This window comes from Pseudomonas sp. PvP100, assembly GCF_017833055.1.
GTDB classification, from domain to species: Bacteria; Pseudomonadota; Gammaproteobacteria; order Pseudomonadales; family Pseudomonadaceae; genus Aquipseudomonas; species Aquipseudomonas syringae.
Window position 1 is genome coordinate 4,163,429 of sequence record NZ_JAFIBO010000001.1, and the last position, 21,726, is coordinate 4,185,154.

Annotated in this window: 14 protein-coding genes; 10 read left to right on the forward strand and 4 right to left on the reverse strand. The window is 59.5% G+C overall.

What is annotated here, in order from left to right; genetic code table 11:
- Positions 1-53: 53 nt before the first annotated feature.
- Positions 54-2,051, reverse strand: a complete 1,998-nt coding sequence (gene tkt / locus JOE39_RS17880; protein WP_003427014.1) for a transketolase — start codon at positions 2,049-2,051, stop codon at positions 54-56.
- A gap of 258 nt (positions 2,052-2,309) precedes the next feature.
- Here tkt and JOE39_RS17885 point away from each other — a divergent pair, with 258 nt between their 5' ends.
- The 4 genes from JOE39_RS17885 (at position 2,310) to JOE39_RS17900 (ending at position 7,118) form a co-directional block, all read left to right on the forward strand.
- Positions 2,310-3,305 carry a metalloregulator ArsR/SmtB family transcription factor gene (locus JOE39_RS17885; protein WP_024665666.1) on the forward strand — a complete coding sequence of 332 codons (996 nt, stop codon included), beginning with the start codon at positions 2,310-2,312 and terminating at the stop codon, positions 3,303-3,305.
- Between the two features lie 20 nt (positions 3,306-3,325).
- Entirely contained in the window at positions 3,326-4,516 is a 1,191-nt protein-coding gene (metK, locus tag JOE39_RS17890) for a methionine adenosyltransferase (protein WP_003372639.1), read from the forward strand.
- Positions 4,517-4,975: 459 nt separating this feature from the next.
- Positions 4,976-6,661 (forward strand): NAD-dependent DNA ligase LigB, encoded by a 1,686-nt coding sequence (gene ligB, locus JOE39_RS17895; protein WP_210078533.1) that lies wholly within the window; start codon positions 4,976-4,978, stop codon positions 6,659-6,661.
- Positions 6,662-6,701: 40 nt separating this feature from the next.
- Positions 6,702-7,118 (forward strand): DUF1090 domain-containing protein, encoded by a 417-nt coding sequence (locus JOE39_RS17900; protein WP_003316364.1) that lies wholly within the window; start codon positions 6,702-6,704, stop codon positions 7,116-7,118.
- Between the two features lie 46 nt (positions 7,119-7,164).
- Here the strand turns inward: JOE39_RS17900 and JOE39_RS17905 are convergent, their stop codons facing one another.
- From JOE39_RS17905 to JOE39_RS17915, 3 genes are all read right to left on the reverse strand, one after another.
- A complete protein-coding gene (locus JOE39_RS17905) occupies positions 7,165-7,566 on the reverse strand; it encodes an MAPEG family protein (protein WP_003316365.1) in 402 nt (133 codons plus the stop codon).
- Positions 7,567-7,681: 115 nt separating this feature from the next.
- Positions 7,682-9,073: a heavy metal sensor histidine kinase gene (locus JOE39_RS17910; protein ID WP_210078532.1), complete on the reverse strand. Its 1,392-nt coding sequence runs from the start codon at positions 9,071-9,073 to the stop codon at positions 7,682-7,684.
- Positions 9,070-9,744 (reverse strand): heavy metal response regulator transcription factor, encoded by a 675-nt coding sequence (locus tag JOE39_RS17915; RefSeq protein WP_003420115.1) that lies wholly within the window; start codon positions 9,742-9,744, stop codon positions 9,070-9,072. Before JOE39_RS17915 ends, JOE39_RS17910 begins: the two co-directional genes overlap by 4 nt.
- A gap of 251 nt (positions 9,745-9,995) precedes the next feature.
- Here JOE39_RS17915 and JOE39_RS17920 point away from each other — a divergent pair, with 251 nt between their 5' ends.
- The 6 genes from JOE39_RS17920 to JOE39_RS17945 all read left to right on the forward strand — a co-directional run bounded on the left by JOE39_RS17920 (position 9,996) and on the right by JOE39_RS17945 (position 21,413).
- Complete coding sequence (locus JOE39_RS17920) at positions 9,996-11,222, forward strand: TolC family protein (RefSeq protein WP_017279666.1); 1,227 nt, start codon at positions 9,996-9,998, stop codon at positions 11,220-11,222.
- A 67-nt stretch (positions 11,223-11,289) separates the two neighbouring features.
- Positions 11,290-12,543, forward strand: coding sequence for an efflux RND transporter periplasmic adaptor subunit (locus JOE39_RS17925; protein ID WP_210078531.1), 1,254 nt, complete (start codon positions 11,290-11,292; stop codon positions 12,541-12,543).
- A 24-nt stretch (positions 12,544-12,567) separates the two neighbouring features.
- On the forward strand, positions 12,568-15,720 hold the full coding sequence (locus JOE39_RS17930; RefSeq protein WP_210078530.1) for a CusA/CzcA family heavy metal efflux RND transporter: 3,153 nt from the start codon (positions 12,568-12,570) through the stop codon (positions 15,718-15,720).
- 290 nt (positions 15,721-16,010) lie between these two features.
- Complete coding sequence (locus JOE39_RS17935; protein ID WP_044312474.1) at positions 16,011-16,598, forward strand: hypothetical protein; 588 nt, start codon at positions 16,011-16,013, stop codon at positions 16,596-16,598.
- A 112-nt stretch (positions 16,599-16,710) separates the two neighbouring features.
- Positions 16,711-20,958 carry an RHS repeat-associated core domain-containing protein gene (locus JOE39_RS17940; RefSeq protein ID WP_210078529.1) on the forward strand — a complete coding sequence of 1,416 codons (4,248 nt, stop codon included), beginning with the start codon at positions 16,711-16,713 and terminating at the stop codon, positions 20,956-20,958.
- A gap of 11 nt (positions 20,959-20,969) precedes the next feature.
- A complete protein-coding gene (locus tag JOE39_RS17945; protein WP_016569225.1) occupies positions 20,970-21,413 on the forward strand; it encodes a DUF6386 family protein in 444 nt (147 codons plus the stop codon).
- Positions 21,414-21,726: the final 313 nt, after the last annotated feature.

The window sequence follows — 21,726 nt, forward strand, 5'->3', positions numbered from 1 at the left end:
CGATCCGCCCCGGTCGCTCCCACAAAATCAACTACCAACCATGAGGCAGTTGATCAGTCTTCCAGCAGTTCTTCAGCAGTGCTCAGGACGTTTTCCAGCGTGAACCCGAACTCTTCGAACAGCGCTGGCGCAGGGGCCGACTCGCCGAAGGTGGTCATGCCGATCACGCGCCCTTCCAGGCCGACGTATTTGTACCAGTAGTCGGCATGAGCCGCTTCGATCGCAATACGCGCGCTGACCTGCAACGGCAGCACTGCCTGCTTGTACGCAGCATCCTGAGCTTCGAAAATGCTGGTGCATGGCATGGACACCACGCGCACGTTGCGACCCTGCTCGGTCAGCTTGTCGTAAGCCTGCACAGCCAGACCGACTTCCGAACCGGTTGCGATCAGGATCAGCTCAGGCTCGGCCGCGCAATCACGCAGCACGTAGCCGCCACGCGCGATGTACGACAGTTGCTTCTCGTCACGCGCCTGGTGAGTCAGGTTCTGACGGGAGAAGATCAGTGCCGACGGGCCATCGTCACGCTCGATAGCGTGCTTCCAGGCCACGGCCGATTCCACCGCATCCGCAGGGCGCCAGGTGTCCAGGTTCGGCGTGGTACGCAGGCTGGTCAACTGCTCGATCGGCTGGTGAGTCGGGCCGTCTTCGCCCAGACCGATGGAGTCGTGGGTGAATACATAGATCACGCGCTTCTTCATCAACGAGGCCATACGCACCGCGTTGCGCGCATATTCCATGAAGATCAGGAAGGTTGCGCCGTAAGGCACGAAGCCGCCGTGCAGGGCGATGCCGTTCATCATGGCGCCCATGCCGAACTCGCGAACACCGTAATGCAGGTAGTTGCCGTTAGGGTCTTCGCCGGTGATGCTCTTGCAGCCTTTCCAGATGGTCAGGTTGGACCCGGCAAGGTCAGCCGAACCACCCAGAATTTCAGGCAGCAACGGGCCCAGTGCTCCCAGCGCGTTCTGGCTGGCCTTGCGGCTGGCGATGGTTTCGCCCTTGGCGTTGACTTCGGCGACATAAGCCGCTGATTTTTCGGCGAAATCAGCAGGCAACTGCCCACTCATGCGGCGAATGAAATCGTTGGCCAGCTCCGGGAAGGCGGCGGAATAATCAGCAAAACGCTGATCCCACTCGGCTTCGGCAGCCAGGCCTTTTTCCTTCCCGTTCCACTCGGCATAGATGTCAGCCGGGATTTCGAAAGGACCGTAGTTCCACTTCAGTGCAGCACGGGTCAGGGCGATTTCGTCAGCACCCAGCGGCGCACCGTGGGACTCTTCCTTGCCCTGCTTGTTCGGCGAACCGAAACCGATGGTGGTCTTGCAGCAGATCAGCGTTGGCTGATCGCTCTTGCGAGCGGTTTCGATGGCCGTCTTGATTTCTTCAGGGTCATGACCGTCGACATTGCGAATCACCAACCAGCCGTAGGACTCGAAACGCTTCGGCGTATCGTCGGTGAACCAGCCTTCCACTTCGCCATCGATGGAGATGCCGTTGTCGTCGTAGAACGCGATCAGCTTGTTCAGTTGCAACGTACCGGCCAGCGAGGCCGCTTCGTGGGAAATACCTTCCATCATGCAGCCATCGCCCATGAACACGTAGGTATGGTGATCGACGATGGAGTGGCCTGGACGGTTGAACTGCGCGGCAAGCGTTTTCTCGGCAGCAGCGAAACCGACGGCGTTGGCAAAGCCTTGACCCAGCGGACCGGTGGTGGTCTCGACGCCAGGCGTGTAACCGTATTCCGGGTGGCCGGGAGTACGGCTGTGCAATTGACGAAAGTTTTTCAGGTCGTCGATGGACAGGTCGTAGCCGGTCAGGTGCAGCAACGAGTAGACCAGCATCGAGCCGTGGCCGTTGGACATGATGAAACGGTCACGGTCGGCGAACGAAGGGTTTGCCGGGTTGTGCTTCATATAATCGCGCCAAAGAACCTCGGCGATATCCGCCATGCCCATGGGGGCACCCGGATGGCCGCTGTTGGCTTTTTGCACGGCATCCATGCTGAGGGCACGAATAGCGTTGGCACGCTCACGACGGCTTGGCATCGCTGATCTCCTGGGAATTAAGAAATAGGATTGAGAAAAAGAAGGCTATTTTCCCTCACGGACAGGCCGGGGGCAATCACAGATAGACGACCATAGGCTTTTTTCCGGGGTTGCGGACATTATTTGGTACGCAAAGACTGGATCACCCGCCTGCTCGACAAGTTCACAACGGCTGACCGGTGCCACCCACCCAGCAATATCAAAACTTTTTGATATTGCCCTTGCGACACTCCGAATCGCTCTCTAGACTGCGCAGCTATGAACCTGCGTGTACCTGCCATTCGCCACGATGCATGCGACGACCTCTCTGCATTGTGCAAGGCCGGCGGCGATCCCTTGCGGCTGAACGTGCTGCGTGTGCTGACCAACGACTCGTTCGGCGTACTGGAACTGGCGCAGATTTTCGCCATCGGCCAGTCGGGCATGAGCCACCACCTCAAGGTGCTGGCGCAGGCTGATCTGGTGGCGACACGGCGTGAAGGCAACGCGATTTTCTACCGGCGCGCCCTGCCCCATACCGAGTTGCCGGGTGGCAGGCTGCATGCGGCGCTGCTGGATGAAGTGGATACGCTGGAGTTGCCGGACGACGTACAGAGCCGTATCGGCCTGGTGCATCGGCAACGGGCATTGGCCAGCCAGGATTTTTTCGCCCGTACCGCAGAAAAGTTTCGTGCCCAGCAGGACCTGATCGCCGGTTTGGCGCAGTACAGCGAAAGCCTGCTGACCTTGCTCGACAAACTGAGCTTCGGCGCCCAGGCAACCGCTCTGGAAGTAGGCCCCGGTGACGGCGGCTTCCTCCCTGAGCTGGCGCGACGCTTCGCTCAGGTCATCGCGATGGACAACAGCCCGGTCATGCTCGACCTGGCGCGTGGCGTCTGCGAGCGCAAGGCACTGGCTAACGTTGAGCTGAGGCTGGCCGACGCACTGACCGACGCTAAAGTCAGCGCCGATTGCGTCGTCCTCAACATGGTGCTGCATCATTTCGCGGTACCGGCCGAAGCCTTGAAGCAACTGGCCGAACATGTAAAACCCGGCGGTAGCCTGCTGGTAACAGAATTGTGTAGTCATGACCAGAGTTGGGCCAGGGAGGCCTGTGGCGATCTCTGGTTAGGTTTCGAGCATGAAGACTTGGCCCGTTGGGCCATCGCTGCGGGGCTAGTTCCCGGGGAAAGCCTCTATGTAGGCTTACGTAATGGTTTCCAGATCCAGGTTCGCCATTTTCAGCGACCGGCTGGCGACACTCACCATCGGTAAAATGAAGGAAACCCGTAGAGATGAGCGAATACTCACTTTTCACCTCCGAGTCCGTGTCCGAAGGGCATCCGGACAAGATCGCCGACCAGATTTCCGACGCGGTTCTGGACGCCATCATCGCTGAAGACAAATACGCCCGTGTGGCGTGCGAAACACTGGTCAAGACCGGTGTGGCGATCATCGCTGGCGAAGTGTCGACTTCGGCCTGGGTCGATCTGGAAGACATCGTGCGTAACGTCATCCTCGACATCGGCTACAACAGCTCCGACGTCGGTTTCGACGGCGCCACCTGTGGCGTGATGAACATCATCGGCAAGCAGTCGGTAGACATCGCCCAGGGCGTTGACCGCAGCAAACCTGAAGATCAGGGTGCTGGCGACCAGGGCCTGATGTTCGGCTATGCCAGCAACGAGACCGACGTGCTGATGCCAGCGCCGATCACCTTCTCCCACCAGTTGGTGCAGCGTCAGGCCGAAGCGCGTAAATCCGGCCTGCTGCCGTGGCTGCGCCCGGATGCCAAATCCCAGGTTACCTGCCGTTACGAAAATGGCAAGGTGGTCGGCGTCGACGCCATCGTCCTGTCGACCCAGCACAACCCGGATGTGTCGTACAAGGACCTGCGCGAAGGCGTGATGGAGCTGATCGTCAAGCACGTCATCCCTGCGCACCTGCTGCACAAGGACACCCAGTTCCACATCAACCCGACCGGCAACTTCATCATCGGTGGCCCGGTAGGCGACTGCGGTCTGACCGGCCGCAAGATCATCGTCGACACCTACGGCGGCATGGCCCGTCACGGTGGCGGGGCATTCTCCGGCAAGGACCCATCGAAAGTTGACCGTTCGGCCGCCTACGCCGGTCGTTACGTGGCCAAGAACATCGTCGCTGCCGGCCTGGCCGAGCGTTGCGAAATCCAGGTGTCCTACGCCATCGGCGTCGCTCAACCGACCTCAATCTCGCTGAACACGTTCGGCACCGGCAAGCTGTCCGATGACAAGATCATCAAGCTGGTCCGCGACAACTTCGACCTGCGTCCTTACGCAATCACCACCATGCTCGACCTGCTGCACCCGATGTACCAGGCCACTGCAGCCTACGGCCACTTCGGTCGTATCCCGGTCGAAATGACCGTTGGCGATGACACCTTCACCGCCTTCACTTGGGAAAAAACCGACCGCGCCGACGCCCTGCGCGCAGCTGCCGGCCTGTAAAAACCCAGAAAAAAGCCCCGGACGACCTGGTCGTTTCGGGGCTTTTTTTCGTCTGGAGATATGGACGCTCCGAGCCGATCAATAAAATGCGGCGCGCGACAGGCTTGTGACGCAGAGCGTCACCCAAGGCATTACCACGCTGGAGCGTGAGGAATGAGAGCCAGGCGGGAGAACACTGTCGTGCCCAGGCTCCGCGCTCATCGCTATACACAAGTCTTACTCACGAAAAGGCCGGCGCAGTCACTGAGCACCCTGCGTGGACATGCCGTTCGGCAAGAGCAATGCGTACCAAACTCCTGTGGGAGTGAGCTTGCTCACGAAGACGCCGGTACAGTCACTGATCACTCTGCGTAGACATACCGCCCTGCGCAATGGCAAAACCCGGTAACCAAGCCCTACCCATCACCACGCGACAACGACTAGCCTCATCGGGCCCATTCCTAAAGCAAGGATGCTTCGATGCTGCCAACCTTTCGCCTGATGACGTGCGCTCTTGTGTCTCTTCTACCCGGCCTCGGCCATTCCAGTCAATGCCCTGACTGGCCTGCAGCCAAGGCGCACAGCGAGGTTACGGCCTTGCAACAGCAGATTGCTGATTGGGATGACAGCTACCACCGGCAGGGCATTTCGCAAATCCCGGATGAGCTCTACGATCAGGCGCGGCAGAAGCTGAGCCTGTGGCGCTCGTGCCTTGCCGTTTCCAGCCCCGAGTCCAATCCGCTGAAGACAGCAGTCGGCCCGTTGCCTCATCCCGTTCCGCACACGGGGGTCAACAAGCTGGCCGACGAAGGTAGCGTCAAGGACTGGCTCAAGGGCCGCAACGATCTGTGGATTCAACCCAAGGTCGATGGCGTAGCCGTCACGCTGATCTACGAACAAGGCCAGCTTGTGCAGGCGATCAGTCGTGGTGACGGGCGCAAGGGGCAGGACTGGACCTCGCAGGCGCGACTGATCAAAACCATTCCTCAACAACTGCCCCAGGCTGAATCCCCAGTACTGCAAGGCGAGCTGTACTGGCGGCTGGACGACCACATTCAGGCCGCGTCCGGCAGCGTCAACGCGCGCAGCAAGGTCGCAGGATTACTGGCGCGGCAGACGATCAGCCCGCAGCAGGCCGACGCCATCGGGCTGTTCGTCTGGGACTGGCCGAACGGGCCGGCCGATATGGCGCAACGTCTCGCAGGCCTGCAAGCCATGGGTTTTGAGGACAGCGCGGCCTATACGCATCCACTGCAAAACTACGGCCAGGCCGCACGATGGCGCGAGCATTGGTATCGCAATCCCCTGCCGTTCGCCACGGATGGCGTGATCATGCGCCAGGGTCAACGCCCACCCGCGCAACGCTGGCAAGCCAGTGCGCCTTACTGGATTGCCGCCTGGAAACATCCCTACGCCCAGGCGCTGGCCGAGGTGCGCAAGGTCAACTTCAAGATCGGCCGCAGTGGCAGGATTACGCCGGTGCTGGAGCTGACCCCGGTACGTCTCGATGATCGTACCGTCAGCCGCATCAGCACGGGCTCGCTGCAGCGCTGGCAAACGCTGGATATCAGGCCTGGCGATCAGGTCGCCGTGAGCCTGGCCGGACTGACGATTCCACGACTCGATGGCGTGGTGTCCCGTGCTGCTGAACGAGCTGACATGATCATTCCACGAGCCGACGACTTTCATGAACTGAGCTGCTGGCAAGCCACACCAGGCTGTGAAAGCCAGTTCCGCGCCAGACTGGCACGGCTCAGCGGCAAGAAAGGCCTGGCGTTGCCCGGCGTTGGTCCGGGGACCTGGAACACGCTTATCGAGAACGGCCAAATAATGGGCTTACTCGATTGGATGACCCTGAATCATGCTGAGCTTGTTAACATTCCCGGCTTCGCTGAACGCAGTAGCGCTAAACTGCTCGACAGCCTACAAACCGCACGCGAACGGCCGTTTCAGACATGGCTCAAGGCCATCGGACTGCCGCCCACGGGAGGCGCCAGACTGCCCGACAACTGGCACGAACTGGCTGACCGTAGCGTTGAGCAATGGCAAGCAGAGCCAGGCATTGGTCCTGGTCGTGCGGCCAGACTGAGGGCTTTTTTTCAGGACCCACAGGTACAGGCACTGAGCCAGCAATTGCAGGCACAGAGCATTTCAGGTTTTAAGTAGCGGACGTTCATTTTTCTGTCCGTATTCAAACGGAGTTCATATGCAGTTTTTATCGCCACTGATTCTTTTCACCAGCTGCACGCTGCTCGCTACAACCGTGTTCGCAGACGCACAGGCGCCCTCCCCCGTGCAGTCCGAATGCCAGATCAAAAGCCAGGAAATCAGCAGCAAGATTCAGTATGCCAAGACCGAGGGTAATAAAGCGGAACAGTCCGACCTTGAAAAGGCACTGGCCGAGGTCAATGCCAACTGCACCGAAACGTCATTGATCAAACAGCGCAAGCAGAAAGTGCTCGACGCCAAGCAGGAAGTCAGCCGCCGTCAGACCGACTTGAACAAGGCCATGGAAAAGGGCGATCCGGAGAAGATCAACAAGCGCAAGGACAAGCTCGCCGATTCTCGCAAGGAATTGCAGGAAGCCCAGACCGAACTCGAGAAAGTCCAGTCAGACGACTGATCAGGTCGCGACGCTGCCCATGATAGGCAGCGTCGCGAACAGCCTGTCAGGACACGGCCGGGAAAGCCGACACCCCGAACAGCGCGATGATCAGGCCCATGCCCACCAGCCAGACAAGCGAGCGCAGTGCGGCCAGATCAGCCAGGTAGAAAATGATGTACAGCAGGCGGCTGGTGATAAACAACACCGCCAGCACATCAATGGTCACCAACTGCGCGTTACCGGCAATGTGCGCAATGATCACCGCCGCAGCAAATGCCGGGGTTACTTCAAAGCTGTTCATCTGGGCAGCATGCGCGCGGCGCGGAAACCCTTCCAGCTTGTCGAGAAAGGCCCGCGGGTCATGGTTATGCCCGCTGCCAAATTTGCCGCTGCCGAACTTGGCGATACCGGCACAGATAATCGGCAGCAAGATCGCGACCAGCACGCACCAGAAAGCAACTGTCATACGTCCATCCTTATAGGGTTCAGCTTCATCGGAAGCATCCGGGCAATACCCGCTCACAAGCTATGAGCCGGGGGTCAGCGAAAGGTTCTTGAAGAACGACCACCAACCTGACGCATTACACCAGTTTAGGAAAGATCAGGCTGAACGTGGTGAATTGGCCTGGCTCGCTCTGCACCGTAACCTGCCCTTCGTGCAGGCTCATGATGGAACGCACAATTGCCAGCCCAAGCCCGGTCCCGCCCTGCTGTCGCGCGCGGCTGACATGCACCCGATAGAAACGATCGAACAGGCGTGGCAGGTGTTCGGCATCGATGCCATCCCCCGCATTGCGCACTGCCAGTGACACTTCATCCTCATGCGTGGCAAGCGTGAGGGTAATGACGCTGCCCGACAGACCATGACGAATGGCGTTGGACAGCAGATTGGAAATCGCTCGCTGGATCATCAGCCGGTCACCGGTCGCCCTGGCGTGCCCCTGAACCTGCAAGGTAATGTCGCGATCCTCCGCCGAGGAGGAAAACAGTTCGGCGACCTTGTCTGCCTCCTCACGAAGATCGATGACCTCGACCGGCAAGGGCGCTGCGGGCTGGCTGACGCTGGCCAGAAACAGCATCTGACTGATCATGCGCGACATGCGCTCCAGCTCTTCGGTGCAGGATTCGAGTGCCTGCTTGTATTCCTCCGACGGGCGCGGTCTGGACAGCGTGACCTGCGCCCTGCCCATCAGGTTGTTCATTGGTGAGCGCAGCTCATGCGCAAGGTCGTCCGAGAACTGCGCCAGTTGCTGCACATCACCGTCCAGCCTGTGCAACATGAAGTTGACCGCATGTGCCAGGTCGCGCAACTCGTCAGGCAGGCCCTTCACTTTCATCCGATGAGACAGGTCGCGGGCCGAGACCAGCGCAGTGACTTTCCTGAACGCCCCCAGCGGCCTGAGCCCGCGACGCACCACCCACCAGACGCCAAAGCCGACCAGCAGCAGAATCACCGGCAAGGCCAAACACGTCGATCTGACGTAAGCGTGCAGCAGCACGGTGTCGCTTTCCCTGTCCATGGACAGCCTGACCAGCACGTCCTGACCGGTCTTGAGGCGTACGGTCCTGTAACCCAGCAGAATCTTATGGCCCTGCTCGGATCTCAGTTCCTGAAAGCCTTGCGGCAGCGAATCGGTATCAGGAACCGGCAGACTTCGTCCTTCTTGGCTACCGACGCTCATCAACTCTTGCCGAGGGTTGCCCACGTCGAAAATGGTCAGCGAGAAGCTGTCATGCCCGACGATCTGGTCACGCAGCGTGTGGGGGTACTGGACGATGTCGACGACCCCCAAAAAACCCTCGCTCATGCTGTGTTCGATCTGCCTGAACTTCTCGTTCAACGCGTCTTCGGCACGTATATCGAGCTGACGGGAAATCGCCGCATAGGCAAGCATTTCCATCATCAGCACCAGGCACCCGATGAGCGCCGCGACCGTCAATCCGAGACGGGTCGAGAGACGGGTCAGCTTCATTCACGCACTTCCAGTACGTATCCGACGCCACGCAACGTGTGAATCAGCTTGGTCTCGAACGGATCGTCGATCTTCGCGCGCAGACGGCGGATCGACACCTCCACCACATTGGTGTCGCAATCGAAGTTCATGTCCCAGACCAGAGAGATGATCTGGGTGCGCGACATGACTTCGCCGCTGTGCCGCATCAACAGGTGCAACAGCGCGAATTCCTTGGTCGTCAGGTCGATGCGCTGGCTGCCGCGAAACGCTCTGTGGCGCCCCTGATCCAGCTCCAGATCGCCGACCTGCAACACCTTGGAAGTGCTGGTCTGCTCGCTGCGGCGCATCAGCGTGCGGACCCGAGCCAGCAATTCGGGAAACTCGAACGGCTTGACCAGATAGTCATCAGCGCCCATTTCCAGGCCCTTGACCTTCTCTTCGAGACGCCCGCGTGCAGTGACCATCATGATGCGCGTACTGACGGTCTTCCTCAGGCGGCTCAACACCTCCCAGCCGTCCATCTCCGGCAGGTTCACGTCCAGTATCACCACATCGTAAGCCTGATGCTGCGCGAGATAGAGCCCATCGAGACCCGTTGCCGCGATATCGACGATATAGCCGCTTTCGGTCAGACCCTGATGCATGTATTCGGCAGTTTTCGGCTCGTCCTCGACGACAAGGATTCGCATAACCAGGCTTCCTGTTTGATGAACGGTGGATGACGATGTTGTGCAGTGTACTGAAAAGAAACGCCCATCCCGCTGGATAACAAAATCGTAATTTTGCAGCAATCCCTCTGATAACTCCGGTTGCATACAGTCCCCTCAGCCAACTTCAGCGCCCTGGTGCCTGTTTGTTTTTTGCTTTCGATGGGGTGAGTCATGCGACTGGAGAATAACGTGCGCGCTCAGCGTACAGATCGATTGGCAGGGAGTGCGCTATGAGAGTCGCCGCACTTTGCCTGGTGTTGTTACCGCTTGTTGCCCCTGGCATTGCCGCAGCCCAGGGCATCAGCCTGGCTCAGGCACTGGAGGCAGCCTTCGCCCGTAACCCGGAACTGGCCGCAGCCCAGTGGGAGATCGGCGTCGCCGAAGGCGATCGACAGCAGGCCGGGCTGATCCCCAACCCGACGGTGTCATGGGAAGTGGAAGACACCCACCGCGAGACCAGCACCACCACCGTGATGCTCAGCCAGGCCCTGGAACTGGGCGGCAAACGTGGAGCGCGGATAGAGGCCGCCAGCAAGGGTCAGGACGCTGCGCGTCTGGAGCTGGAGCGTCGCGGCAACGAGCTGCGTGCCGAGGTGGTTCAGGCGTTCTACGCAGCGGCGCGGGCACAGGCAGGTCTGGAGCTGGCCCGTCAATCCAGGACACTGGCCGAGCGCGGCCTTGAGGTTGCCGAAGGGCGAGTCCGGGCGGGCAAGGTATCGCCGGTGGAAGCCACACGCGCCCAGGTGCAACTGGCCGAAACCGACCTGCTGGTCCGCCGCGCCGAGACCCTGAAAATCAACAGCAACCGCGAGCTGGCGCGCACCACCGGTTCGCCGCTCGCCTCTTTCGAGCGTCTGGACTATAGCGACCTGTCGCCAGGCAAGCTGCCACCGAGCGCAAAGCTACTGACCGCCCTCAATCAGTCCGCCGAGCTGCGCCTGGCGCAGACCCAGATCGAGCAGCGCGAAGCGGCGCTGGGGTCGGAGCGCGCCAAGCGCATCCCGGACCTAACCGTCAGCGTCGGCAGCCAGTACAGCCGCGAAGAGCGCGAGCGAGTCAACGTCGTGGGCCTGTCGATGCCACTGCCGCTGTTCGACCGCAATCAAGGCAACGTGCTCGCGGCATCACGCCGTGCCGACCAGTCGCGTGACCTGCGCAACGCCGTCGAACTGAGGCTGCGCACCCAGACGCAGTCCGCCCTCGATCAATGGAACACCGCCGCGCAGGAAGTCGAGTCCTTCGACCGCGTGATCCTGCCCGCCGCGCAACGTGCCGTCGACACGGCAACGCGCGGTTTCGAGATGGGCAAGTTCGGCTTTCTCGAAGTGCTGGACGCGCAACGAACGCTGATCTCGGCGCGCAGCCAGTACCTCGAATCGCTGGCCACCGCCACCGAGGCCAGAGTCGCCATCGAGCGAATCCACGGTGACCTCAACCGCTTCAGCCTCAACCCCTGACTTTCCTTTTCCGCCTGTATCGAGTGTATCGAAAGGTGCTGCACGCACCTGATCGCCGGGAGCCTTCATGAACAACAAACGAAGCATTGCCATCGCGCTGGCGGTGGTGGTCATCATTGGTCTGGGCAGTCTGACCCTGAACCGGCAGATGCTGCCGTTCGCAGCAGGACCAGAACCGTCAGCCGATGAGCACGCGCATGAATCCGGGCAGGGCCACGCCGACGAGCAGGAGCACGGCAACGAAGAGAAAAAACCGGACGCCGCAGCCTCGGAAGCTTCTCACGAAGAGGAAGAGGGACACATCGAGCTGACTGCCGAGCAGATCAAGGCAGCAGGCATCGAGCTGGCCAGCGCCGAACCCCGGCAGATGAGCACGACCGTGACCTTCCCCGGTGAAATCCGCTTCGATGAAGACCGCACTGCGCATGTCGTGCCGCGGGTCAGCGGCGTGGTCGAAGCGGTGAAGGTCGATCTGGGTCAGTCAGTGAAAAAGGGCCAGGTGCTGGCAGTGATTGCCAGCCAGCAGATTTCCGATCAGCGCAGCGAATTGAACGCTGCACAGCGACGTCAGGAACTGGCGCGCCTGACCTTGCAACGCGAAAAGAAACTCTGGGAAGACAGAATCTCGGCCGAGCAGGATTACTTGCAGGCGCGTCAGGACTTTCAGGAAGCCGACATCAACCTGGCCAACGCGCGGCAGAAGATCAGCGCCATCGGTGCCAGCACCCATCCTTCGGCGGGAAGCCGCTACGAGCTGATCGCACCGTTTGATGCCGTGGTCGTGGAAAAGCACCTGGGCATCGGCGAGATGGTCAGCGAGGCCAGCAACGCCTTCACGCTGTCCGACCTGTCGCGTGTCTGGGCCACCTTCGGCGTAGCGCCCAGGGATCTGGACAAGGTGGTGGTCGGTCGTCCGGTCATCGTCAGTGCGCCCGACCTGAATGCCCGGGTCGAAGGACGAGTCGGCTACGTCGGCAGCCTGCTGGGCGAGCAGACCCGCGCTGCGGCCGTGCGCGTGACGCTGGCCAACCCGCAGGGCGCGTGGCGTCCCGGCCTGTTCGTTTCGGTGGAAGTCGCCGCCGAGCAGTCCAGTGTGGCGGTGAGTCTTCCCGAATCGGCGATCCAGTCGGTCGAGGACAAGCCCTCGGTCTTCGTGCGCAACGCTGAAGGTTTTCAACTGACGCCGGTGACACTGGGCCGCCGCGATGGTGGCCACGTGGAAATCGTCAAGGGCCTGGAGGCCGGCACACAAGTGGCCACCGCCGGCAGTTTCATCCTCAAGTCGGAGCTGGGCAAAGGCTCCGCCGAGCACGCCCATTGATCTGCGTCCCACGAGTACACCCACATGTTTGAACGGTTGATTCAATTCGCGATTGAACAGCGCATCGTCGTGATGCTTGCTGTGCTGCTCATGGCTGGGCTGGGCATCGCCAGTTACCAGAAACTGCCCATCGATGCGGTCCCCGACATCACCAACGTACAGGTGCAGATCAACACCTCTGCGCCCGGCTTCTCGCCGCTGGAAACCGAGCAGCGCATCACCTTCGCTATCGAGACCAACATGGCGGGGCTGCCCGGTCTGCAACAGACGCGCTCGCTGTCGCGCTCGGGCCTGTCGCAGGTCACGGTGATTTTCGAGGACGGCACTGACCTGTTCTTCGCCCGCCAACTGGTAAACGAGCGCCTGCAGATCGCCAAGGACCAGTTGCCGGAAGGCGTCGATGCGATGATGGGGCCGATCTCCACCGGCCTTGGCGAGATCTTCCTGTGGACAGTCGAGGCCCGCGAGGGCGCGCTGAAGGAGGACGGCACGCCGTACACGCCGACCGACCTGCGGGTAATTCAGGACTGGATCATCAAGCCACAGTTGCGCAACGTGCCGGGTGTGGCCGAGATCAACACCATCGGCGGTTTCGCCAAGCAGTACCAGATTGCGCCTGATCCGAAAAAACTGGCCGCCTACAAGCTGACGCTCAACGATCTGGTGGCAGCGCTGGAGCGCAACAACGCCAACGTCGGCGCAGGCTATATAGAACGCGGCGGCGAGCAGTTACTGATTCGCGCACCGGGTCAGCTGGGCACCGTGGATGACATCGCCAACATCGTCATCGCCAATGTGCAGGGCACGCCGATCAGAATCAGCAGCGTGGCCGAGGTCGGCATCGGCAAGGAAATGCGCTCCGGCGCAGCCACCGAAAATGGCCGTGAAGTGGTGCTCGGCACGGTGTTCATGCTGATCGGTAAAAACAGCCGGACCGTCTCGCAGGCGGTGGCCGCCAAACTCGCCGAGATCAACCGCACACTGCCTGCAGGTGTGGAAGCCGTAACGGTTTATGACCGCACCACGCTGGTGGAAAAAGCCATCGCGACGGTCAAGAAGAACCTGATCGAAGGCGCGATTCTGGTCATCGTGATTCTGTTTCTGTTCCTCGGCAACATCCGTGCTGCGCTGATCACCGCCATGGTGATTCCGCTGGCCATGCTGTTCACCTTCACCGGCATGTTCACCAACAAGGTCAGCGCCAACCTGATGAGCCTGGGCGCGCTGGACTTCGGCATCATTGTCGATGGCGCGGTGGTGATCGTCGAAAACGCGATACGCAGGCTGGCGCATGCCCAGCAAAAGCACGGCCGCATGCTGACCCGCAGCGAGCGTTTCCATGAGGTCTTCGCCGCCGCCAGAGAAGCCCGTCGACCGTTGATCTTTGGTCAGTTGATCATCATGGTCGTGTACCTGCCGATCTTCGCCCTCACCGGTGTGGAAGGCAAAATGTTCCACCCGATGGCCTTCACCGTGGTCATCGCCCTGCTCGGCGCCATGATTCTTTCGGTGACCTTCGTGCCTGCCGCCATCGCCATGTTCGTGACCGGCAAGGTCAAGGAAGAAGAAGGCTTTGTGATGCGCACCGCCCGCCAGCGCTACGCGCCGATCCTGAGCTGGGTACTGGGGCATCGCTCGATAGCGTTCGGCATGGCCTTGGTGCTGATCGTGCTGTCCGGCTTCACCGCCAGCCGCATGGGCAGCGAGTTCATCCCCAGCCTGAGCGAGGGCGACTTCGCCCTGCAGGCGCTGCGGGTGCCCGGCACCAGCCTGACCCAGTCGGTTGACATGCAGCAGCGTCTGGAAAAAGCCATCATCGACAAGGTCCCGGAAGTGCAGCGCGTGTTCGCCCGCACCGGCACCGCCGAGATCGCCGCCGACCCGATGCCGCCCAACATCTCCGACAGCTACGTGATGCTCAAACCGCAAAGCGAATGGCCTGACCCGGACAAGTCCCGTGAAACGCTGATCGCCGACCTGCAAAAAGCCGCCGCCAGTGTGCCGGGCAGCAACTACGAACTGTCCCAACCGATCCAGTTGCGCTTCAACGAACTGGTTTCGGGGGTGCGTAGCGATGTGGCAGTGAAGGTCTTCGGCGACGACATGAACGTGCTGAATCAGACCGCCACAAAAATCGCCGCCACCCTGCAAAAAGTGCCGGGCGCCTCGGAAGTCAAAGTCGAGCAGACCACCGGGCTGCCGGTGCTGACCATCAACATCGACCGCGAAAAGGCCGCGCGTTACGGCCTCAACGTGGCCGACGTGCAGGACGCCATCGCCATTGCGCTGGGCGGTCGTCAGGCGGGCACGCTGTATGAGGGCGACCGCCGCTTCGACATGGTGGTGCGCCTCTCCGAGCAACTGCGCACCGACGTGGACGGGCTCTCCAGCCTGCTCATTCCGGTGCCTGCAAGCGCTGGCAATCAGCAGATCAGCTTCATCGCCCTGTCTCAGGTCGCTAGCCTCGACCTGGTACTCGGCCCGAACCAGATCAGCCGCGAGAACGGCAAACGCGTGGTCATCGTCAGCGCCAACGTGCGCGGTCGGGATCTCGGCTCGTTTGTCGAAGAAGCGGGCACCACCATCGACAACGGCGTGCAGATCCCGGCCGGCTACTGGACCAGTTGGGGCGGGCAATTCGAACAACTGCAATCGGCCGCCAAACGCCTGCAGATCGTCGTGCCGGTGGCGCTGCTGCTGGTACTGGCGCTGCTGTTCATGATGTTCAACAACCTCAAGGACGGCCTGTTGGTCTTCACCGGCATCCCGTTCGCCCTGACCGGCGGCGTCATGGCCCTGTGGCTGCGCGACATTCCCCTGTCGATCTCCGCAGGCGTGGGCTTCATCGCCCTGTCGGGTGTGGCGGTGCTGAACGGCCTGGTGATGATCGCCTTCATCCGCAGCCTGCGCGAACAAGGCCACTCGCTGCACAACGCCATCAACGAAGGCGCCCTCACCCGCCTGCGCCCGGTGCTGATGACTGCACTGGTCGCATCGCTGGGCTTCATCCCCATGGCACTCGCTACCGGGACTGGCGCCGAAGTACAGCGACCGCTGGCGACGGTGGTGATCGGCGGGATTCTGTCGTCGACAGCGCTGACGTTGCTGGTGTTGCCAGCGTTGTATCAGTGGGCGCATCGGCGGGAGGATGAGGAGGCGGTTGAGGCGTTGAAATAGGGTTCAAAGCAACCGCCCAAGCTCCAGAACGCTCGGCACACAGCCTTCTGGAGCTTTGCCCTGCCCACAGTGAACTTTCATTTGGGAAAAGGTCGAACGATTCAGCCTTCGACAGTAGACTGTGTCCGTAGCCTTCTTCGCACGGGGGTTTCAGACATTTCCAGGCAAGCGGGTAACCGCAGGACATATAAATCACGCGCGCAAGTGCTTATCGTCAACTTGCAAATGGCAGTCATTGGGGCCGCTGTGCAGAAGGACATGTAGATGTTGACGAACAAGGTTCCGGCCATATGACGCGCACCAGTATTTACGACCGCATCTCCGAGCGCCGACTGGCTGACGAAGCCCTGGCGCGCGAGGCAGCCGAACATGCTGCCGCGCAGCAGGCACTTGAACGTGTCGAAGCGCTCATCCCTGTTCCAAAGCCGTTGCTCGACGCGCCCTGCAGTTTCAATTTCGGCGGGTTCCACTTCGGCTTCCCGGAAGGTTTCCAGTGCAACGCGATTGAAGCCACCGTTCAAGTGGGCGGAGAGCCTGTGGTCGTCTCCATTCAGCGTCGCGATGTACCTGAAGAGGCAACGCTTGCCGAAGTATTCGCCGAAGCCGTCAAGGCGCTGCAGCCCGTGCATGGCGAAGTCCAGATCATTCGCCACTATGAAACGCTGTTGGCGGGCAATGCAGCGCTGGCGCTGGATTTTCATTTTCGCGCAGGCCTCGAAGAGCGGCATGGACGCCTGATCGGTGCCATCGTGCCGTGTGCCGATCACAACCAAAGCCAATGGCTGAGCGTGGGCTGCGTGATTGACTCCGAAAAGCCCGCGCTGAAAACCTGGTTGCTGGATTTCGACAGCATGCTTGAAGGCCTGACCGCCCCCTGAACTCTACTACATCGCTGACAGGACACGCTTTAATGGACTATCCGTTGCAGAACATCAGCGTCACGCCAGGTGATCGCACCTCCACTACTCGCAGCCCGCAGGAGTAACGGCGATGTTCGAGGCAGCGCGGTTACTGGATGATATCGAACACACCGGGGCAATGGCGGGCTTTGTGCTCGGAGCGATTGTGGGCATCGCGGCAGTGGCGTATGTCTCGCTCACCGTCGCCACGTGCGGGTTCGGCGGTTTTTTACTGGCCATGGCAGTCGGCCTGGCCGGTAATGCTATCGCCAGTATCGGGGAGAGTATCGGCAGCGCCTTTAGCTCCCCCGCGGGGCAGATCGAATCTGCCTCGCCCAACGTGTTCATCAATGGCCGTCCCGCTGCCTTTGCCATCGAAAGCACCGCCGTGTGTGACAAGCACTCGCCGATCGTCAAGGTGGCCGAAGGCTCCAGCAACGTCTTCATCAACGGCCAGCCCGCCGCGCGCAAAGGCGACAAGCTGACCTGCGGCGCGAAGATCGGCACCGGCTCGCCCAACGTCTTCATCGGCGGCGGTACCCAACGCTACCTGCCGGTGGACGACGAAGTCTCGGCGATGGCCCGCTACACCGTGGACATTCTGTTAGTCGTGGCCGGCGGCGCCAAGGCCGTGCTCAGCATTGCCAAGTTGGGCATGCAGGCCGGTCTGAAAGCGGCAGGCCCTTGCGCGCTGCAGTTCATGGGCGGTGTCTTTCTCGGGGACGCCATTTTTCGCTTCGGCGTCGCCCCCGTGGCCGAAAAAGTGCTGGGCGGCCTGCACGGCAACCCGGTCGACACCACCACCGGACGCAAACTGCTGATCGACGAGTCCGATTTCAGCCTGCCCGGCCTAATGCCGATCGAGTGGACACGCTTCTACGCCAGCGACCTTGATATCGACAGCGCGCTGGGCAAAGGCTGGGTGTTGCCGTGGGAGCAAAGCCTGAGGCGCAAGGGCAGCTTTCTATACCTCAGCGACAATCAGGGCCGCAGCGTGCCGTTCGTGACACTGGACTACAACCAGCGCATCTATAACGCACAGGAACAGCTGTACCTGGTGCGTACCGAGGGTGGTCATTACCTGCTGCAAACACTGGATAACGTCTTTTACTACTTCGGTGAAGTGCCCGACGACAACCAGCCAGTTCCCCTGCAACGCGTCGAAAACGCCCTCGGTCATTTTCTGCATTTTGTACGCAGCGAAGACGGCGTTCTGACCGACATTTGCTCCACCGGCGGGCATCGCGTGCACCTGCACTACGACGAGGTGACCAACCGTCTGAGCACCGTCAAGCGAATCGTCGGCGACCAGGCCGTCGAGACACTGGTGCGCTATGGCTACGACAACAATGGCCAGTTGAATAGTGTGTACAACCGCAATGGCGACTCGGTGCGTAACTTCAGCTACACCGATGGCCTGATGACCCGCCACGCCAATGCGCTGGGGCTCAGTTGCGAATACCGCTGGGAGGTTCTTGACGGCAAGCCGCGCGTGGTCGAACACTGGACCAGCGACGGCGAGCAGTTTCATTTCGATTATGATTTCGAGGCGCGCCAGACGCGCGTAACCGATGTGTTGGGGCGTCGTGCCGAGGTGACCTACAACAAGGACCGTCGCGTCATCGCCAGCACTGATTTCGGCGGTGAGCAGTACCGTATCGCGCTGGACAACACCGGCAATATCACCGGCCTGACGCTGCCCGATGGTAACCAGTTGGGCTTCGAGTACGACGATCTGTCACGCCTGACCGCAGAAACCGACCCGCTGGGCCGAACCACGCGTTATCAGCATCACTACAAGACCACACTGGTCAAACAGATCACCTACCCCGACGGCAGCATCTGGAAGGCCCGCTACGATTCGAAAGGCAATCTGGTTGCCGAGATCGATGCGCTGGGTCAAAAGACCGAATACCTCAACAGCGAAGATGGCCTGCCGCACACCATCATCGATGCCACCTACAAATCCAAATACCTGTGGTGGAACAACTTGGCGCAGGTCGAGCGCTTCCAGGACTGCTCGGGCAAGAGCACCTGGTACCGTTACGACGAACGCGATCAACTGGTCGCCGTCACTGATGCCCTGAACAACACCACCACACTGGAACGCAAACCCGGCGGCGAAGTGCTGAGCATCAACCATCCGGACGGCACCCGCGAGAGCTTCACCTACAACGCCCACGGTCAGGTGCTGACGCACACCAACGGCAAGGACCAGACCACGCACCTGGCGCGCAACGCCCGTGGCCTGCCGATCAGACGCCAGGACCCCAAGGGTTTTATCGTGGGCTACCAGTACGACAAGGCCCTGCGCCTTGCCGCGCTAATCAATGAAAACGACGCCACCTACACGTTCGCCTACGACGACTCCGACCGGCTGATCGAAGAAAAGCGCATCGACCAACTGACCCGCCGTTTCAGCTACAACCTCGGCGGACATCTGACTCAGGTCGAGGAAATCGGCTACAGCGAGAAAGGTGAGCGACCACAGCGCAGCACGCATTTCGAGCGCGACCCGATTGGCCGCTTGCTGGCCAGACTCAACGACGACGCCCGTCAGGATTTCACCTACGACGACAGCGACCGCCTGCTGTCCATTCAGCGCACGCCCACCGACGGCGGCAGAAAACTCGGTGTCACGGCTGAAAAACTGGAATTCGCCTACGATATTCTGGGCCGACTGACCCAAGAGACTTCGCCACAGGGCGCGCTGGCCTACGACTACGATCCACTCAGCAACCTGACCACACTGACCCTTCCCACCGGTCAGCACCTGAACCACCTGTATTACGGCAGCGGTCACCTGCACCAGTTGAACCTGGATGGCCAACTGATCAGCGACATGGAGCGCGATGACCTGCACCGCGAGATCTATCGCACGCAGGGCAAACTCACCAGTTGCTTTGGCTATGACGCACTGGGGCGCAAGACCTGGCAGTACGCAACCACCCTGCCCGCGGAAAAACTGTCACAGATCCAGAACCCGCTCATAAAGCCAGAGCGCTACGTCGAGCACGCCTACAACCCGCTCCACCGCCGCTACGAATACGACCCGGCCGGCGAGCTGAGCCGCACCCTCGACAAACTGCGCGGCGAGGTCACCTACGAGTACGAAGCCAACGGCCGCCTGCTTGAACACAACCCCAAAAAACGTTTCGACGGCGAAGAGTTCCGCTACGACGCTGCCGGCAACCGCCTCAACTTCAACACCAGCCGCTTCGACCGCGTCAAAGACAACCGCCTCAAGCAATGGAGCAACCACGAATACAAGTACGACGCGTGGGGCAACCTGGTCGAGAAAATCGTCGGCATCGTGCGTTGGCAAACCTTCACCTACGACAGCGAAAACCGCCTGGTCAAAACCGAGACCATGGCCAACAGTCAGGTGGAAAGCACCAGCAGCTATCAATACGACAGCCTGGGCAGGCGCGTCGCCAAACAGTCCGACATTAAGGGCCAGACCGACCATCGACTATTTCTCTGGCAAGGCCTTCGCTTGCTGCGTGAAGAAAGCCCTGGGCAGAGCAGCTTGTATCTGTACGAGCCCGGCAGTTATGCGCCGCTGGCCCGCGTTGATGAGAAAGAGGGCGAGGTAGAGAACAAGGTCTACTACTTCCACACCGACCAGATTGGTACGCCGCTAGAGATGACCGACGCCGAAGGGCAGATCGTCTGGCAGGCCAAGTATCGGCCGTGGGGGGCGATTGAGAAGCTGGTGGTGAACGAGGTCGAACAGAACCTCAGGTTTCAGGGGCAGTATTTCGATGTGGAGACGGGGCTTCACTACAACACGTTTCGGTATTACGATCCGGAGATTGGGCGGTTTATTACGCAGGATCCGATTGGGTTGAGTGGTGGGGATAACCTGTATCAATATGCGCCTAATCCTAATGGGTGGGTTGATCCGTTAGGCTGGTCATGTTCGACCGCCCTAAATGTTAATAAACCGAAGATTTTGAACAGTCCAAGTCTATCTGTCGCTGAGCGAAGCTTTCTTGAGCGTCAATTTGCGAAAAAGCAAAATGCATTAACTAGGGCAGCTGCCAGAGGAGACCTTGTATGGTCGCCTGGCACTCATGATGTTAGAATATCCTCTCTCCAGGGATCATACAGAAAAGCGGTGACTGCACGCTTTGAGAGAATGTACGGGCAGCCTCCAAACTTATCAAAAATTAATGCTGATCACCCTATAGATTTGATAGTAGGCGGTTCTTCAACGCAACGACTGCAGATGCTTGATGAATCAATCAATAAAAGTGTTGGTAGCTCTTTGAAAAACGCAGGCCGAAAAGCAGGATTAAAGCCTGGTGATAAAATCAGTTCAATCATTTTTAATTGAGGTGTACCTATATGTCAAAAGAGTTTTCTATATTTACAGACACTGCAACTATTTCAATATTTGACATTGATGCTATTAAGCATAGAGTCTCTGATTCTCCTGACTGGTGGAGCATTGTGGAGGATGAGATTCTTGAGACAAACAAAGGTAACATCGCCTTTCTTGGTTTAGGAGATGACGGCGACTACACTATTAAATTGTTGGATAACATCGAGAATGAAACAGGCGCATTAAATCTACACTTCCCGTCGGGCCAAGTTTTTATTGGAGCCGGAGAGGATACGTCAGGGGGAGATCTTGAGCCAGATGGATCTGATGTTATACAAGGAAAAACTTTAAAATTCGCTCCTGGCGACTACAGCATGAAGTTCGCTAGAGCAGGCAATACAATAGAGCTCTGCTTTACCCCGACACTAGAAAAATACAACTCTATAAAAGAGCCTATACGAATATAAAACTATCAAAGCACGAAGCCTAAAATATAAATAAATTCAGACTTCAGGAATAGGGAGAGAGTGAAAGCATCAAATCAAAAAGCAGCCATGGCAAAGAGATTTATTGGGGTTTTAGGCACGCGGGATTTTACCAACCTTTTGCCCTGATAAATACCACATCAACTTAGAAAAGCAGAAGCCATGATTAGCCCAAGAGAAATTTTAGGACATCTTATTTGATGCACCCTTTGACGATAGTCTTTATATCTCCCAGCGCAACGATATAGCTCCTATTATCTGCGGAATATGATCTTTAAAAATCCAATTTAGATCG

What these genes read in the sequence shown, in the direction of transcription:
- JOE39_RS17930 (WP_210078530.1), top strand. Translation starts at nt 12,568, where the DNA reads ATGTTTGAACGGTTGATTCAATTCGCGATTGAACAGCGCATCGTCGTG.
- metK (WP_003372639.1), top strand. Translation starts at nt 3,326, where the DNA reads ATGAGCGAATACTCACTTTTCACCTCCGAGTCCGTGTCCGAAGGGCAT.
- ligB (WP_210078533.1), top strand. Translation starts at nt 4,976, where the DNA reads ATGCTGCCAACCTTTCGCCTGATGACGTGCGCTCTTGTGTCTCTTCTA.
- JOE39_RS17945 (WP_016569225.1), top strand. Translation starts at nt 20,970, where the DNA reads ATGTCAAAAGAGTTTTCTATATTTACAGACACTGCAACTATTTCAATA.
- tkt (WP_003427014.1), bottom strand. Translation starts at nt 2,051, where the DNA reads ATGCCAAGCCGTCGTGAGCGTGCCAACGCTATTCGTGCCCTCAGCATG.
- JOE39_RS17940 (WP_210078529.1), top strand. Translation starts at nt 16,711, where the DNA reads ATGTTCGAGGCAGCGCGGTTACTGGATGATATCGAACACACCGGGGCA.
- JOE39_RS17905 (WP_003316365.1), bottom strand. Translation starts at nt 7,566, where the DNA reads ATGACAGTTGCTTTCTGGTGCGTGCTGGTCGCGATCTTGCTGCCGATT.
- JOE39_RS17915 (WP_003420115.1), bottom strand. Translation starts at nt 9,744, where the DNA reads ATGCGAATCCTTGTCGTCGAGGACGAGCCGAAAACTGCCGAATACATG.
- JOE39_RS17920 (WP_017279666.1), top strand. Translation starts at nt 9,996, where the DNA reads ATGAGAGTCGCCGCACTTTGCCTGGTGTTGTTACCGCTTGTTGCCCCT.
- JOE39_RS17925 (WP_210078531.1), top strand. Translation starts at nt 11,290, where the DNA reads ATGAACAACAAACGAAGCATTGCCATCGCGCTGGCGGTGGTGGTCATC.
- JOE39_RS17885 (WP_024665666.1), top strand. Translation starts at nt 2,310, where the DNA reads ATGAACCTGCGTGTACCTGCCATTCGCCACGATGCATGCGACGACCTC.
- JOE39_RS17900 (WP_003316364.1), top strand. Translation starts at nt 6,702, where the DNA reads ATGCAGTTTTTATCGCCACTGATTCTTTTCACCAGCTGCACGCTGCTC.
- JOE39_RS17910 (WP_210078532.1), bottom strand. Translation starts at nt 9,073, where the DNA reads ATGAAGCTGACCCGTCTCTCGACCCGTCTCGGATTGACGGTCGCGGCG.
- JOE39_RS17935 (WP_044312474.1), top strand. Translation starts at nt 16,011, where the DNA reads ATGACGCGCACCAGTATTTACGACCGCATCTCCGAGCGCCGACTGGCT.